We start from the raw sequence: 15,230 nt of genomic DNA on the forward strand, positions 1-15,230 counted from the left end.
ACTTATGTCTGCAAAAGTGCTGATTGTTGATGATGCAGCTTTTATGAGAATGATGATTAAAGATATTTTAACCAAAAATGGTTTTGAAGTTATAGGGGAAGCAAATGATGGGGGACAAGCTATTGAGAAGTACAAGGAACTGTCCCCAGATCTTGTTACAATGGACATAACAATGCCAGAAATGGATGGAATAACTGCATTGAAGGAAATTAGAGCCATTGACCCTAGTGCTAAAATTATAATGTGTTCGGCTATGGGGCAGCAATCAATGGTGATTGATGCAATACAAGCTGGCGCGAAAGATTTTATAGTAAAACCTTTTCAAGCTGATCGAGTTCTCGAGGCTATAAATAAAACGTTAGGTTAAGGTAATAAGAACGAAACGGGGGAGCTATATATATGCGCAGAAATCTTTTTGTAATGGCTCTGATTCTGATTCTATCTGTTTGTATTTTTGAAGAGGCTGTTGTAGCAGAGACAACAGATGATAATAGAAGAGTCTCGGAGACTTTAAATGGGGACGGTAATTTAGAAGAACCGGCTGGTATTGAAGAAAGCGACGCTATTATCTATGAAGAGGAAGCTGAAGCGTCTGGAGAAATACTGGCAGAACGAAGCACCTTCCTCATTTTTGCGCAAATGATTAGTGCACTAGCTCTTGTCATTGTACTCATTTATGCTCTATTGCGTTTCTTGAGTAGACGATCACAATCTTATCGTTCTTCGCAAAACCTCCAAAATATTGGAGGAGTACCCCTTGGAGCAAATAAATCAGTCCAGTTAGTAAAAGTAGGGAATCGTGTACTAGTTGTTGGCGTTGGTGACTCAATACAACTATTGAAAGAAATTGAAGAAGAAGATGAAATTAAAGCGATTGTGGGTAGTTATCAAGAGCAATTAGAACAATTTGATCAGCCCATTAATAGGATTTTTAGCTGGGTGACTAATCAACTAACTCTTAAAAAAGAGTCTACACAAAAAAAGCAGACAGATTCAGTCTCTAAAAACGTTCCTTTTAAGAGCTTGTTAGAAAATCAATTAGAAGATGTATCTAAATCACAAAAAAAATTACAAGATGCTGTAAGGGAGAGTGACAAATAATGCTCGATAGTTTCATCATTTCAGCAGTCACAAATCTCCCAGGCTTAGATTTAGATTTTCTTACGGATGAGCCTGCGAATGTTGCGACAACAATTCAATTGCTTCTCTTATTGACTATTCTGTCTTTGGCGCCTTCAATTCTAATTTTAATGACAAGTTTCACAAGAATTGTCATTGTCTTATCGTTCGTTCGGCAAGGGCTAGCCACTCAGTCGATGCCACCGAATCAGGTCTTAATCGGGATTGCTCTTTTTCTTACATTTTTTATTATGGCACCTGTATTTGCTGAAGTGAATGAAACTGCGTTAACTCCTTTCTTAGAAGGTGAAATTGATCAAGAGGAAGCTTTTTACCAAGCAGCATTACCAATTAAAGAATTCATGGCTAATCATACGCGTGAGAAAGACTTAGCACTTTTTATGGGATATGCGGGTCTGGATCGACCAGAAACGCTTGATGATATTCCTTTAACAGCCTTGGTCCCAGCATTTGCGATTAGCGAATTAAAAACGGCATTTCAAATAGGGTTTCTTATTTTTGTTCCTTTTTTAGTAATAGATATGATTGTTGCTAGTGTATTAATGTCAATGGGGATGATGATGTTACCACCGGTTATGATTGCTTTACCTTTTAAAATTTTATTATTTGTTTTAGTAGATGGTTGGTATTTGATTGTTCAATCATTGTTGCTTAGCTTTAATTAGGGGATGGTGACTGTATGAGTCCTGAATTTGTTATTAGTATGGCTGAAAATGGAGTATGGACGGTTTTGCTTGTTGCTGGCCCTCTTTTAATAGTTGCACTTGGACTTGGTCTCTTAGTTAGCATTTTTCAGGCAACTACGCAAATCCAAGAGCAAACGCTGGCATTTATTCCTAAGATTGTTGGGGTTTTTGCCGCATTAATTCTTTTTGGCCCATGGATGCTGTCGAATGTTACTAATTTTGCTTATCATATTTTTAGTAACCTCCATAGGTTTATAGGATAATGCTTGAGTTTATCAATTTATTACCAGCGTTTCTGCTCGTTTTTGTTAGAGTTCTTGCTTTTTTAGCAGTTTTGCCACTCTATGCACACCGTTCTATTCCCAATACATTAAAAATTGGACTAGCTCTTTTTTTAGCTTGGACGATGGTATTTACCCTTGATTCACCAGTAGTTATCATTGATGCCATGTATTATTTAATTATTATCAAAGAGGTGTTAGTTGGGTTATTTGTTGGGCTAATTGCTGCTATTCTTTTATATGCTATCCAAGTGGCTGGAGGTTTTATTGATTATAGCATGGGGTTTATGATCGCCAATGTTGTAGACCCACAGACCGGGGCCCAAACTCCTTTAACAGGTAGTTATCTATATACATTTGCATTGCTTTTTTTGTTACTAGTAGATGGACATCACTTATTGCTAGATGGTATTTTCTATAGTTATCATTTTGTTCCAATGGATCAACTCTTTCTTCCTTTTGGTCAAGAGAATATCATTCAATATATAGTCACCACTTTTAACGCGATGTTTATTATCGCATTCCAAATGGCTTTTCCGATTGTGGGCTCACTCTTCTTAGTTGATGTTGGGCTTGGGATGGTTTCAAGAGCTGTACCACAAATGAATGTGTTTGTCGTTGGGATGCCACTAAAGATACTTGTTGGTTTAATACTACTAACGATTTACATGGGTGTTTTTTTTATGATCGTTCAGGGCTTATTTGATCAAATGATAATAGCAATGCGAACGCTTTTACAATTACTCGGGGGGGCATAGTATGGACAAGTTCAAATTACGAGTTGACCTTCAGTATTTTGCCGAAGAGAAAACGGAAAAAGCAACCCCGAAAAAGCGCCAAGACAGTCGTAAAAAAGGACAAGTAGCCAAAAGTACCGACGTTAATACCGCTATTATATTACTGTTGGTTTTTTTATTCTTGTGGTTATTTGGAGGATTACTGGGACAGACACTTATTGATTTATTAAAACATACCTTTCAATCTTACCTGTTAATGGAGGTAACCGAAGCAAATATTTGGGATATGTTCTTAGAGTTGGTCTTTGAAGCAGCAATTGTCTTATTTCCAATCATGCTTATTGCATTAATAGCGGGGGTATTTTCTAGTCTTATCCAAGTTGGTGTACTGTTTGCACCAGAAGCTATTAAAATGAAGCTATCAAAGCTTGACCCAATCAAGGGAGCAAAACGAATTTTCTCGATTCGGGCAATTGTAGAGCTGTTGAAATCATTATTGAAGATTTCGTTAGCGGGCGTTGTTGTTTTTATTATTATTTGGTTTAGTTTAGAAGAAGTTATGATGCTTTCACAAAAAGGTGTAGGTGATGGTTTTATTGTCATTGCCCAATTGACAGCTACTCTTGGTATTTCTGTTGCGATCCTTTTGCTCATATTGTCGATACCTGATTATCTATATCAGAAATATGACCACGAAAAACAAATGAAAATGTCAAAAAAAGATATTAAAGATGAGCATAAAAATATGGAAGGTGACCCAAGAATTAAATCAAAACGCAAGCAGAAACAAATGGAAATGGCGATGCAACGTATGATGCAGGAAGTTCCTAAAGCTGATGTAGTTATTACGAATCCTACGCATTTTGCCGTTGCACTGCGTTATGATGAGGAAAAAGCAGATGCACCATTTGTTGTTGCAAAAGGTGTTGATTTTATGGCTCAGAAAATTAAAGGTATTGCGTCAGAACACGACGTTATAACCGTTGAAAATAGACCTTTAGCACGTGCTCTGTATCATCAAACCGATATAGGTGATCAGGTTCCAGAAGAATTATTCAAGGCAGTAGCAGAAATACTTGCATATGTCTATCGTTTAAAAAATAAACAAGTAAATTAATGAATAAATATTGATTTAGTTAGGGGAGACGTTTTGTGGGAGCAAGAGACCTATCAGTTTTATTAGGTGTTATTCTTATCGTTATTATGCTAATCATCCCGTTACCAACGGCGATGTTGGATTTTTTAATTATTATTAATATATCTCTTGCCCTTATCATAATTCTCGTTGCAATGAATACTCGGGAGCCATTACAATTTTCTATTTTTCCGACATTGCTTTTACTAGTTACGTTATTTCGACTAGGGTTAAATGTTTCAACTACACGTTCTATTCTGGGTGAGGCAAATGCCGGAAATGTTATAGACACGTTTGGAAATTTCGTAGTTGGTGGAAACGCATTAGTTGGTTTTGTTGTATTCCTTATTTTGATTGTGATTCAATTTCTCGTTATAACAAAAGGGGCTGAACGTGTATCAGAAGTAGGAGCTCGTTTTACACTAGATGCTATGCCTGGTAAACAAATGAGTATTGATGCAGATTTAAATGCTGGTATGATTTCAGATATTGAAGCGAAAGAACGACGTGAAAAAATAGAAAGAGAAGCGGATTTTTATGGCTCAATGGATGGTGCGAGTAAATTTGTTAAAGGGGATGCAATTGCTGGTATTGTCATTGTTATCATTAACTTACTGTTTGGGTTAATTATTGGGATGATGCAAATGGGCATGGATTTATCGACTTCAGCTGCTACATATACGCTTTTAACTGTTGGAGATGGTCTTGTCAGTCAAATTCCTGCCTTACTTATCTCGACGGCTACAGGAATTGTTGTCACACGCGCTGCATCTGAAGGGAATTTAGGGCATGACATTACTAAACAGATATTTGCATATCCTAAAATGCTTTACATTGCTGGTGGAACGATTTTTCTTCTAGGTGTAATAACGCCAATAAGTCCAATGTTTACTTTTCCAATTGCACTATTGCTTGTAGTAGGTGGCTATTTCTTAGCAAAAAATGAAGAAGTGACATTAAATGAAGAAGAGCAAACGGACGATGAGGAACAACAAGATGATTTAAAGTCACCAGAAAGTGTCGTCAATCTATTACAAATTGATCCTATTGAATTTGAATTTGGTTATGGTCTTATCCCACTAGCCGATGCAAATCAAGGAGGAGATTTACTTGATCGGGTTGTAATGATCAGGCGTCAAATGGCACTTGAGCTTGGTATGATTGTTCCGGTTATTCGCATTCGTGACAACATTCAACTTCAACCGAATGAGTATACAATTAAAATAAAGGGAAATGAAATTGCGAAAGGTGATTTACTACTTGATCATTATATGGCTATGAGTCCAGGTTTTGATGACGAGAGTATTGTTGGAATAGACACGGTTGAACCAGCATTCGGTTTGCCAGCACAATGGATCGGGGAAGAGATGAAGGAACAAGCAGAATTGTCCGGTTATACAGTTGTTGATCCACCATCGGTTGTTTCAACTCACTTAACGGAAGTGATTAAGCGTCATGCACACGAATTATTAGGGCGTGAGGAAACAAAACAGCTTGTTGAACATTTAAAAGAAACTTATCCAGCTCTTGTAGAAGAAGTAACACCTAACACACTCTCAACTGGTGAGATTCAAAAGGTATTAAAGAATCTTTTGAAAGAAAGTATATCCATCCGAAACTTGCCAATTATTTTTGAAACTCTTGCTGACTATGGTCATTTGACAAAGGATATGGATTTAGTAACGGAGTATGTGCGTCAGTCTTTATCGAGACAAATATCAAAACAGATGACGACACCTGGGGAACCACTGTATGTTATTACACTTAGTGGGAATGTAGAGAAGAAAGTTGCTGATGCTGTTCAACAGACAGAACACGGAAATTTTATATCGATGGATCCGAATACATCTCAAGCGATTTTAGAATCTGCTGCATCTGAAACGGATCGCCTTGCTCAAATGGGGCAACAAGCTGTTATTCTCTGCTCCCCAGCTGTACGTATGTATGTTAGACAATTAATAGAACGGTATTTACCCCATATTCCAATCTTGTCATACAATGAATTGGAAGCTGATGTTGAAGTGCAAAGTGTAGGAGTGGTGAATGTAGAATGAAAGTGAAAAAATATAAAGCACAATCGATTCACGAGGCCATGAAATTGATTCGTTCGGAACTGGGGGATGAAGCCGTTATTTTGAACTCAAAAGAACTTGAAACTGGTGGATTCCTTGGTTTTTTTACAAAAAAGCAGGTTGAAGTAGTTGCAGCAATTGACCCGAGTTTATCCAAAGCTCCAAGACATCGACGACACGATTCTATTTCACGTACTGAAAAGAGACATTCTATTTCAACACCTGCACCGAAAGAAGATGTTCGAACACAAGGTCATTTATTAAAAGAGATTAATCAATTGAAAGACCTAGTACAAGGATTAAATGAAGATAAAAACTACAGAACGAACGAATACCCAAAGCCATTTCAAGTAATAGACGATCAGTTACGGAAGCAAGGTGTAACTGAAACCGTTCGCTTAACCATAATGAAACAGCTGATGAAAGAGTGGTTTGAGCATTCGTCTAATGAACGAAATGAAATTGATATTAATAAAAAGTTATATACGTATTTGTCTTCGCTGTTAAAAACGGTCCCAATTGGTGGCCTGTCTTTTGATAAGAAAGTCATCAATATCGTTGGGCCAACCGGTGTTGGGAAAACAACCACCATTGCGAAATTAGCTGCTCATTGTGTGCTAAAGAAACAGAAGAAGGTTGCGCTGATCACGACAGACACTTATCGGATTGCAGCAATTGAGCAATTAAAGACATATGCAAAAATTTTAAATATTCCACTGGAAGTAGCGTATTCAATAGAAGATTTTAAAAAAGCAATTGAACAATTTGAACACTATGATCTTATACTTGTTGATTCTGCTGGTCGTAATTTTCGAAACCATTTATATGTTGAGGAGTTATCAAAAGTGATCGATTTTGAGCAAGATGCAAAAACTTATCTAGTTCTTTCATTAGCCTCAAAATATGAGGATATGAAAGATATTGTCAATAAATTTAATCTCATTCCGTTAAATCAAGTGATCTTAACAAAGCAAGATGAAACAAGTACGTATGGAGCAATTGCCAATATACCATTTGAACTTAACTTAGGAATTGCGTATATCACGACTGGACAAAATGTTCCAGATGATATTATGGAGGCATCTGAATCTTTATTAATAGATTGTTTATTAGGTGATCGCAATGAATGATCAAGCGACAAACTTGAGAAAGTTAGTTGATTTAAACAATCTAAATGAGGGAAAAGTAATTGCGGTTGTTAGTGGGAAAGGTGGAGTAGGAAAATCAAATGTTTGTTTGAATTTCGCCATCACTTTATCTCAACTTGGCAAACGTGTTGTCATACTCGATTTAGATATTGGTATGGGGAACTTAAACATTTTAATGGGGCTTTCTCCAAAGTATCATCTGATGGATATGCTGGAAAATCAATTATCTGTTTGGGACATAATCGAGGAATCGGAGGTCGGGATTTCATATATTGCAGGTGGTTCAGGGTTCTCACAGTTAGCCAACTTAAATGAGGAGAAATTGCAACGTTTTTTCACGCAACTTGAACAAATTGGTCGTAATTTTGATTATATTTTTCTTGATATGGGTGCAGGAGCTTCAAAAGAAAGCTTAGCTTTTGTTCTTGCTGCAAATGAAGTCTTTCTTGTAACGACACCTGAGCCAACTTCAATAACCGATGCGTATTCTATGCTAAAGTACATTTATCTAACAGAAAACGAAAAGCCTTTATTCTTAATTGTTAATCGTGCTGATTCTGAAAAAGAGGGGCAACGAACAATAGATAGTTTTAAAAGGGTTGCTTTGCAATTCCTTGAAAAGGAAATTACAGCCTTAGGGTCTATTCCAGATGATCTACATGTATCAAAAGCAGTAAAAGCTCAGACACCTTTCGTAACTTGGAATAAGCATCTAAAGGCTAGCAAAGCCATGAATCAAATTGTAGCAGCCTATGTTGGTGAGAAAGAACAAGAGCAAACAAAATTCAGGAAGTTTATTTATAAAATGAAGCAAGCTATAAAAGTGGGTAAATCTGATTCGCTATAGGAAGTGTATAGAATTGGGGAAAATTATACAAGTACTTGTGGTAGATGATTCTGCCTTTATGAGAAAAGTGTTATCTGAAATACTTAATCAACATCCAAAAATTAACGTAATTGGAACAGCCCGTAATGGTGAAGAGGCTCTCAAGAAAAGAAAAACTTTAGAGCCTGATGTCATTACTCTTGATGTTGAAATGCCGATAATGGATGGGCTTGAAACCTTGAAGCACCTAATGGATGAAGCTCCTTGTCCAGTTGTCATGGTGAGCAGCACAACGAGTGTTGGAGCTGAAAATACGTTACTTGCTATTGAGTATGGCGCAGTAGATTTTGTAGCCAAGCCTTCAGGGGCGATTTCTCTAGATATAGGAAAAGTGAAGCATATCCTCATAGAAAAAGTATTACAAGCTACTAAGGCTAAGCTTCGACAAACAGCTCCTTCGCCACATCTCAATCTTAATATTAATCATTACAAGAAATCTGAAAAAAAGAAAATAGTCGCAATCGGAACATCAACAGGTGGACCACGTGCATTAAAGGATGTGTTAACTAGGCTTCCCACATCAATAGAGGCTCCTATATTAATAGTGCAGCATATGCCACCTGGTTTTACATCCTCTCTAGCCAACAGGTTAAATTCGCTTTCAGTAATTACCGTGAAAGAGGCGAAAAAAGGGGAAGTTTTACAAAATGGAACAGCTTACATCGCCCCAGGAGGCTACCATCTTTGCGTAAAGAAAATAGGTTCAGCTTACGTTATCGACACACATAAAGAAGAACCACGACGAGGACATCGTCCGTCTGTTGATGTTCTGTTTGAATCCCTAGCCCAATTTGGTGAAATTGAAACTGTAGCTGTCATTATGACTGGGATGGGTTCAGACGGCACGGATGGACTGATACAATTAAAACAACAATCTTCTTGCTATGCAATAGTCGAAGCAGAAGAATCTTGTATTGTTTTTGGCATGCCTAAAGTGGCGATTCAAACGAAGTTAGTGGATGAATGTGTTCATGTTAATCAAATAGCTGAATGTATAGCCCGGAGTATATAGCGAGGGGAGTATTAAATGGATTTAATCAAGAGTTTTAAGCCATACCATTTAGACGTATTAAAAGAGGTCGGAAATATCGGTGCGGGACATGCAGCAGCAGCTCTTTCCCAGTTGCTAAATAAGACGATTAATATGAGCGTGCCTGCAGTTAGAATTGTCGCATTTCAAGATCTTCCAGAACAAGTGGGAGGTGCTGATACGCAGGTTGCTGCAATTTTTTTAAGAATTATGGGGGATGTACCAGGTAGTTTGTTTTTTATTTCAACTGTTGAAGATTCGGAAAAGTTAGTACGCCATTTGTTAAAACAGGAATCGTTTCAGCTAAAAGATCCTCCCTATGAAGAGATGGGGGTTTCTGCTCTTCTAGAGGTTGGGAATATTTTAGCTGGCTCCTATTTATCTTCTTTATCAGATTTTATGAATTTATCAATTCAACCATCTGTTCCTGATATTAGCGTAGATATGGCTGGAGCTATTTTAAGTTATGGTCTGCTTCCAGTCTCTCAAGTAAGTGATTATGCCATTGTGGTAGACACACAGATTATGGAAGTAGATGTGGGTTTGGAAAAAGAACAAATTTCAGGGCATTTCTTCTTACTGCCTGATCCTGAAACCTTTGGGAAAATCTTTACGGTATTAGGAGTGGGTGTTGATGAGTGATATTATTAAAGTCGGGATGGCAGACTTTAATGTCGTCACTCCTCCAAACACGATTCGAACTTCAGGACTTGGTTCATGTGTCGGTGTCGTCCTTTACGATGAAATTACCTTGATTGCAGGGATGGCACATATTATGTTACCTAGTTCTTCTCTTTCCAGACAAGAGAATGTGAATGTAGCTAAATATGCGGATACAGCAATCCCAGCTCTAATCGTAGCAATGAAAAAAAAGGGTGCAAAAAATTATCTTAAAGCTAAGATTGCTGGGGGGGCACAAATGTTTTCTTTCTCTGCAGGAAACAGTGACCTAATGAGAATTGGCCCCCGTAATGTAGACGCTGTAAAAGAGAAATTAAAAGAATTAAAAATCCCTCTTATGTCAGCTGACGTAGGAGGGAAGAGTGGTAGAACGATTGAATTTAATCCAGAGTCAAAATTATTACATATTCGTACGGTGAATAAAGGAACAAAACAAATCTAATTTATCAAGTTGAATGACTTTTTCCTTTATAAATTAATCAATAAGTATGTAGTGGAGGGTGCTTTATGGGACATGTAACAACAGTAGAAGACCAACTTCTTTGGGATAAGTGGATTGCGGAACGAAGTTATACTGCTTGTGATGAATTAATTCGTCGTTACATGCCCCTGGTTCATTACCACGTTCAGCGAATTTCGGTCGGACTTCCAAGGAGTGTTCAAAAGGAGGATCTAAAAAGTCATGGTTTGATAGGTTTATATGATGCAATTGAAAAATTTGAACCTAATCGAGATTTAAAGTTTGACACCTATGCATCTTTTCGTGTTAGAGGTGCGATTCTAGACGGTTTAAGAAAAGAAGACTGGCTTCCAAGATCGATGAGAGATAGGATAAAAAAAGTTGAAGCGACAATAGAAAAACTAGAGCAGCAGAACGGGCGATTTGTGACAAGTGAAGAGGTTGCTCGCGAGCTCAATATGGATACAGTAGATGTTGAACGAGTTATGGCAGAGAATTACACTGCAAATTTATTATCAATCGATGAAAAAACTCAAGAATTGGACCGACATGAAACGTATGCAGCAACGATTGAGGATAAAGAGGGGAAGACTCCTGAACAACATGTGTTTGCCGATGAAACAAAAAAGGAACTAGCACAAGTAATAAGTCGATTATCAGAAAAAGAGCAACTTGTTATTAGTTTATTTTATTATGAGGAATTAACATTAACAGAAATAGGACAAGTTCTCGATTTATCAACTTCGCGTATCTCACAAATACACTCCAAGTCACTGTTTAAACTTCAGCAAGTTCTAAATAAAAAAAACAAAATCTAGAATAAGGATTGGAAAACATGTGCGACTTAGCATCGTTTTATGAAGTTACTGTTACAAAGAATAAGATGAAAGCTCTTATTGTACAACATAAGAAGCTTCCAGATGAAATAAAAGTTTCTACTGATATGTTTTATGAGTTTTTAGAAAAAATTGGTATAACATATGGGGTTGATCAATTAGTAATAGCGATGCTTACAACAAAGAACGAAACGTTTTCAACCCCACTCGAAATAGCAAAAGGAATTCCTCCAAAAAATGGGGAGCCAGCTTATTTACAACCGATAACAGCAAAAGGGCCAAAAAAAGAATTACATTCATTGAAGAAAGTGAATTTAAAAGATATTCTAGAAATTCCTTCTGCTCAAATAGGAGATAAGGTAGGACATAAGATAAATGCTACTGATGGTGAAAGTGGCTATAATGTTTATAGTGAAGAACTTTTACCTATTCCTGGTAAAGATTTTTCTTTACGCGAAGGAAAGAATACACGTTTATCTGAAAAAGAACAAGCTCTTTATTCGCTTATCGATGGTCAAGTAAGCATTGAAAATTTTACAGTTCATGTGCACCCAATATTTGAGGTTTCTAGTGATGTTAATATGGAGATAGGTAATATTTCTTTTGTTGGAAATGTTATTGTTCGAGGGAATGTTCCTGCTGGATTTAAGGTGGAAGCAGGAGGCGATATTCGAGTATTTGGAACGGTGGAGGCTGCTAAATTAAAAGCTGGTGGCTCGATTTTTATCGGCGCTGGAATCGTTGGACAGAACAAATCGTATGTTGAAGCCGGAGGTTTAGTTCAAACGACATTTGTTAATGAGGGGCATGTAACAAGCAAAGGTTCATTGGTAGTGAGGCAAGCTATTTTACATAGTACATGTACATCTGATGAAGAGATAATTTGCATAGAAGGAAAAGGCTTAATAGTTGGGGGAGTTCTATCAGCTAAAAAAAGCATCCAGGCAAATGAAATCGGAAATGCTATGCAAACGAAAACTAGCCTTTTTGTCGGAACAAATGAAAGCCTGGTCAATGATAGAGAAGATATCGAAAGGAAGCTTAGCCTCACAAAAGAAGAGTTTATGAAACTTGGTAAATTGTTAAAGCTTTATTTAGAAAAGGAAAAACAAAAAGGTCAATTAGATAGTAAAGAAAAAATAATGAAGCTTAAGGTACAGAACTCATTTAAGTTAACGAAACAAAGAATCGATGAATTAACAAAAGCGTTACCTGACACTCAAGATGAAAACCTCTATAATAATATAGGGTTTATAACAGCAGAAAAAGTCATTTATCCCAATGTACGTGTTCAATTTGGGAAATATAGAAGAAACCTTTCGCTAACTTATTATCAACCGAAAATTTCATTTTCTGAAAGTGAAATCATCATCTCAGCTAAATAATAGTATAGGGAGGTTTAACGATGAGTTTGCGTCCAATTGAAGCACAAGGATCAGTTCCAATCTCGCAAAAAACAGGTAAGTTACAAGAGCAATTGCAACAACGTGCCCAGGTTAGTCAAGGTTTAATCAGTCAGTATCAAAAAGAAAATGATGAGCGAAAGCGCAAACAAGTGAATGAGTCAGATTCATCAGAACAAGCAAGATTGAATCGGGATGAAGGGAACAAAGGTGGAAATGCCCCAAATCAGGAACATAATCACAATCAAGATGTAGATGAGAGACAAGCTGAACATCCTTTTAAAGGAAAAACGATAGACGTCTCTGGATGAGAAAGGATTATTATGACTACATTACTGCTTACGATAAGTCTACTTCTGCATGCTTTTACATTTCTTTGGATATTAACGCTTATGAAAAGGCAGGTACCCGTTCACTCTGGTGAAAATAACGAAATGTTGAAACGAGAAATTGAAGACTTGCTTCTTTCATATACAGCAGAGATAAAAGAAGAAAATGAACGGTTAATAAAACTAGTCGAAAAAGGCAAAAGTGATGAGGAGCGAAAGATTAAAAGTGAAAATGTTGATGACGATGCAAGCAAAAAGAATGAAAATAGAAATCGCAATCAACTTGAGCTAGATAAAAAAAGCACACAAGAACAAGAGGAATATGACCAATATCAGCCTCCAACGATTCCTACTCTAGAAAAAGATGCAATTTATGAGCAATCAGATACAGCTAAAGTAATTGCCTTGTCTAAGCAAGGCCTAGATGCTGAACAAATTGCGAAAAAGTTAAGGTTAGGAAAAGGCGAAGTTGAGCTAATGTTGAAATTTTATCGTTAATGTCTAAATTTGCTTGCAACACCACTTTTGTTATGATATAGTAAACAACGGTGTTAATCACACACGCTTTCTAATTTATGTGATGGTGCTGGATTTCCAGTGTCGCGTAGAGATGATGAGAGCGGAGGCTAAAAAAACCAATTTTAAAGGAGGTGTTTGATGTGGCAGTTATCTCCATGAAGCAATTATTAGAAGCTGGGGTACACTTCGGTCACCAAACTCGTCGTTGGAACCCTAAGATGGATCGCTACATCTTCACAGAACGTAACGGTATTTACATTATTGACTTACAAAAGACAGTCAAAAAGGTTGAGGAAGCGTATAATTTTGTACGTGACTTAGCAGCTGACGGAGGAAAAATCCTTTTCGTTGGTACAAAAAAACAAGCTCAAGATTCAGTTAAAGAAGAAGCTGAGCGTTGTGGCATGTACTTCATTAACCAACGTTGGTTAGGTGGTACATTAACGAACTTTGAAACAATCCAAAAGCGTATTACTCGTCTTAAAAACCTTGAGAAAATGCAAGAAGACGGTACATTCGATGTTCTTCCTAAAAAAGAAGTTATTCTTCTTAAAAAGGAAATGGAACGTTTAGAGAAGTTCTTAGGCGGTATCAAGGATATGCAAGGAATTCCTGATGCACTTTTTGTTATTGATCCTCGTAAAGAGCGCATTGCAATTGCGGAAGCTCATAAATTGAACATTCCGATTGTTGCGATTGTAGATACAAACTGTGACCCTGACGAAATTGATTATGTTATCCCAGGTAACGATGATGCAATTCGTGCTGTTAAACTTTTAACTGGTAAAATGGCTGATGCAGTAATCGAAGCTACTTCTGCTGAAGAAGCAGCAGAGGAAGAAGAAGTTGAAGAAACAACTACAGCTTAATTTCATTTACTAAAAAAGGGTGGTAAAGGGGGATTACCCTTTACCACCCTTTTTGTAAACTTAATTAGCTAATTATTTGGTTTATCGTTTGATATACCTGTACATACTGACACTATTAAGGAGGCGGTTTTAATGGCTGTAACAGCTAGCATGGTAAAAGAGTTACGTGAAAAAACTGGCGCAGGAATGATGGATTGTAAAAAGGCATTAACTGAAACAAACGGTGATATGGAGAAAGCAGTTGACTTTCTTCGCGAAAAAGGAATTGCTAAAGCTGCAAAGAAAGCAGATCGTGTAGCTGCAGAAGGTCTTGCTTTCGTAAAAACAGAAGGCAATAAAGCGATTATTGTTGAAGTGAACTCTGAAACTGACTTCGTTGCGAAAAATGAAAATTTCCAAAAATTAGTTAGCGATTTGGCTTCTCACTTAATTTCTAATTCACCTTCTTCAGTCGAAGAGGCTCTAAACCAACCATTTGCAGAAGGACAAACTGTTTCAGAATTTGTAAATGCTTCTATTGCAAAAATTGGAGAAAAAATCTCTCTTCGTCGCTTTGAAATTATTGAAAAAGAAGATGGCGATGTATTCGGTGAGTACCTACATATGGGTGGACGTATTGGTGTCCTAACAGTTGTTGGTAATTCAACTGATGCTGAGCTTGCAAAGGATGTTGCAATGCATGTTGCTGCAATCAACCCAACATATGTTTCTCGTGATGAAGTATCACAAGAAGAGGTTGAACGTGAACGTGAAGTGCTTAAGCAACAAGCACTAAATGAAGGGAAACCTGAAAATATTGTTGAAAAAATGGTGGAAGGCCGTCTTTCTAAATTCTTTGAACAAGTATGTCTTCTTGATCAACCATTTGTTAAAGATGGAGATCAAAAGGTAAGTAAATATGTTCAAAGCAAAGGCGCGACGGTAAAAAGCTTTATCCGTTATGAAGTTGGAGAAGGCATGGAAAAACGCGAAGATAACTTTGCTGAAGAAGTAATGTCTCAAGTTAAGAAATAATGTT

At 37.1% G+C, this 15,230-nt stretch carries 18 protein-coding genes; all 18 read left to right on the plus strand.

All coding sequences use genetic code 11. From position 1 onward, the window contains the following. Window positions 1-4: 4 nt before the first annotated feature. A complete protein-coding gene (locus tag AC1FXZ_RS03980) occupies window positions 5-367 on the plus strand; it encodes a response regulator (protein WP_480051223.1) in 363 nt (120 codons plus the stop codon). 32 nt (window positions 368-399) lie between these two features. Then, on the plus strand, window positions 400-1,101 hold the full coding sequence (fliO, locus tag AC1FXZ_RS03985; RefSeq protein WP_480051225.1) for a flagellar biosynthetic protein FliO: 702 nt from the start codon (window positions 400-402) through the stop codon (window positions 1,099-1,101). Beyond that, the gene (fliP, locus tag AC1FXZ_RS03990; protein WP_480051227.1) at window positions 1,101-1,805 is read left to right on the plus strand and encodes a flagellar type III secretion system pore protein FliP; all 705 of its coding nucleotides are present in this window, start codon (window positions 1,101-1,103) and stop codon (window positions 1,803-1,805) included. The genes fliO and fliP overlap by 1 nt, the downstream gene beginning before the upstream one ends. A 14-nt stretch (window positions 1,806-1,819) precedes the next feature. Next, window positions 1,820-2,089 carry a flagellar biosynthesis protein FliQ gene (gene fliQ / locus AC1FXZ_RS03995; protein ID WP_480051229.1) on the plus strand — a complete coding sequence of 90 codons (270 nt, stop codon included), beginning with the start codon at window positions 1,820-1,822 and terminating at the stop codon, window positions 2,087-2,089. Beyond that, window positions 2,089-2,865, plus strand: coding sequence for a flagellar biosynthetic protein FliR (fliR, locus tag AC1FXZ_RS04000; protein WP_480051231.1), 777 nt, complete (start codon window positions 2,089-2,091; stop codon window positions 2,863-2,865). The genes fliQ and fliR overlap by 1 nt, the downstream gene beginning before the upstream one ends. 1 nt (window position 2,866) lies before the next feature. Further along, window positions 2,867-3,961: a flagellar biosynthesis protein FlhB gene (flhB, locus tag AC1FXZ_RS04005; protein WP_480051233.1), complete on the plus strand. Its 1,095-nt coding sequence runs from the start codon at window positions 2,867-2,869 to the stop codon at window positions 3,959-3,961. Window positions 3,962-3,996: 35 nt separating this feature from the next. Then, window positions 3,997-6,033 carry a flagellar biosynthesis protein FlhA gene (gene flhA, locus AC1FXZ_RS04010; protein ID WP_480051235.1) on the plus strand — a complete coding sequence of 679 codons (2,037 nt, stop codon included), beginning with the start codon at window positions 3,997-3,999 and terminating at the stop codon, window positions 6,031-6,033. Continuing rightward, window positions 6,030-7,181 (plus strand): flagellar biosynthesis GTPase FlhF, encoded by a 1,152-nt coding sequence (gene flhF, locus AC1FXZ_RS04015; RefSeq protein ID WP_480051236.1) that lies wholly within the window; start codon window positions 6,030-6,032, stop codon window positions 7,179-7,181. Before flhA ends, flhF begins: the two co-directional genes overlap by 4 nt. After that, complete coding sequence (locus tag AC1FXZ_RS04020; protein ID WP_480051238.1) at window positions 7,174-8,046, plus strand: MinD/ParA family protein; 873 nt, start codon at window positions 7,174-7,176, stop codon at window positions 8,044-8,046. The genes flhF and AC1FXZ_RS04020 overlap by 8 nt, the downstream gene beginning before the upstream one ends. A gap of 7 nt (window positions 8,047-8,053) precedes the next feature. Beyond that, window positions 8,054-9,097 (plus strand): protein-glutamate methylesterase/protein-glutamine glutaminase, encoded by a 1,044-nt coding sequence (locus AC1FXZ_RS04025; RefSeq protein WP_480051519.1) that lies wholly within the window; start codon window positions 8,054-8,056, stop codon window positions 9,095-9,097. Window positions 9,098-9,112: 15 nt separating this feature from the next. Next, window positions 9,113-9,757, plus strand: a complete 645-nt coding sequence (locus AC1FXZ_RS04030) for a chemotaxis protein CheC (RefSeq protein ID WP_480051240.1) — start codon at window positions 9,113-9,115, stop codon at window positions 9,755-9,757. After that, window positions 9,750-10,238: a chemotaxis protein CheD gene (locus tag AC1FXZ_RS04035; RefSeq protein WP_480051241.1), complete on the plus strand. Its 489-nt coding sequence runs from the start codon at window positions 9,750-9,752 to the stop codon at window positions 10,236-10,238. Before AC1FXZ_RS04030 ends, AC1FXZ_RS04035 begins: the two co-directional genes overlap by 8 nt. Before the next feature lie 65 nt (window positions 10,239-10,303). Then, on the plus strand, window positions 10,304-11,074 hold the full coding sequence (locus AC1FXZ_RS04040) for a FliA/WhiG family RNA polymerase sigma factor (protein WP_480051243.1): 771 nt from the start codon (window positions 10,304-10,306) through the stop codon (window positions 11,072-11,074). Between the two features lie 17 nt (window positions 11,075-11,091). Further along, a complete protein-coding gene (locus AC1FXZ_RS04045; RefSeq protein ID WP_480051245.1) occupies window positions 11,092-12,477 on the plus strand; it encodes a DUF342 domain-containing protein in 1,386 nt (461 codons plus the stop codon). Window positions 12,478-12,497: 20 nt separating this feature from the next. After that, window positions 12,498-12,806, plus strand: a complete 309-nt coding sequence (locus AC1FXZ_RS04050; RefSeq protein ID WP_480051246.1) for a hypothetical protein — start codon at window positions 12,498-12,500, stop codon at window positions 12,804-12,806. A gap of 12 nt (window positions 12,807-12,818) precedes the next feature. Next, window positions 12,819-13,322, plus strand: coding sequence for a DUF6115 domain-containing protein (locus AC1FXZ_RS04055; RefSeq protein ID WP_480051248.1), 504 nt, complete (start codon window positions 12,819-12,821; stop codon window positions 13,320-13,322). A gap of 161 nt (window positions 13,323-13,483) precedes the next feature. Then, complete coding sequence (gene rpsB, locus AC1FXZ_RS04060; protein WP_480051250.1) at window positions 13,484-14,212, plus strand: 30S ribosomal protein S2; 729 nt, start codon at window positions 13,484-13,486, stop codon at window positions 14,210-14,212. A gap of 132 nt (window positions 14,213-14,344) precedes the next feature. Then, window positions 14,345-15,226 carry a translation elongation factor Ts gene (gene tsf, locus AC1FXZ_RS04065; RefSeq protein ID WP_480051252.1) on the plus strand — a complete coding sequence of 294 codons (882 nt, stop codon included), beginning with the start codon at window positions 14,345-14,347 and terminating at the stop codon, window positions 15,224-15,226. Window positions 15,227-15,230 lie beyond the last annotated feature (4 nt).

The organism is Halalkalibacter sp. HAAS-P014 (assembly GCF_056619965.1).

Coding starts and splice junctions, on each gene's coding strand:
- AC1FXZ_RS03980 (WP_480051223.1), top strand. CDS start 5: ATGTCTGCAAAAGTGCTGATTGTTGATGATGCAGCTTTTATGAGAATG.
- fliO (WP_480051225.1), top strand. CDS start 400: ATGCGCAGAAATCTTTTTGTAATGGCTCTGATTCTGATTCTATCTGTT.
- fliP (WP_480051227.1), top strand. CDS start 1,101: ATGCTCGATAGTTTCATCATTTCAGCAGTCACAAATCTCCCAGGCTTA.
- fliQ (WP_480051229.1), top strand. CDS start 1,820: ATGAGTCCTGAATTTGTTATTAGTATGGCTGAAAATGGAGTATGGACG.
- fliR (WP_480051231.1), top strand. CDS start 2,089: ATGCTTGAGTTTATCAATTTATTACCAGCGTTTCTGCTCGTTTTTGTT.
- flhB (WP_480051233.1), top strand. CDS start 2,867: ATGGACAAGTTCAAATTACGAGTTGACCTTCAGTATTTTGCCGAAGAG.
- flhF (WP_480051236.1), top strand. CDS start 6,030: ATGAAAGTGAAAAAATATAAAGCACAATCGATTCACGAGGCCATGAAA.
- AC1FXZ_RS04020 (WP_480051238.1), top strand. CDS start 7,174: ATGAATGATCAAGCGACAAACTTGAGAAAGTTAGTTGATTTAAACAAT.
- AC1FXZ_RS04030 (WP_480051240.1), top strand. CDS start 9,113: ATGGATTTAATCAAGAGTTTTAAGCCATACCATTTAGACGTATTAAAA.
- AC1FXZ_RS04035 (WP_480051241.1), top strand. CDS start 9,750: ATGAGTGATATTATTAAAGTCGGGATGGCAGACTTTAATGTCGTCACT.
- AC1FXZ_RS04040 (WP_480051243.1), top strand. CDS start 10,304: ATGGGACATGTAACAACAGTAGAAGACCAACTTCTTTGGGATAAGTGG.
- AC1FXZ_RS04045 (WP_480051245.1), top strand. CDS start 11,092: ATGTGCGACTTAGCATCGTTTTATGAAGTTACTGTTACAAAGAATAAG.
- AC1FXZ_RS04050 (WP_480051246.1), top strand. CDS start 12,498: ATGAGTTTGCGTCCAATTGAAGCACAAGGATCAGTTCCAATCTCGCAA.
- AC1FXZ_RS04055 (WP_480051248.1), top strand. CDS start 12,819: ATGACTACATTACTGCTTACGATAAGTCTACTTCTGCATGCTTTTACA.
- tsf (WP_480051252.1), top strand. CDS start 14,345: ATGGCTGTAACAGCTAGCATGGTAAAAGAGTTACGTGAAAAAACTGGC.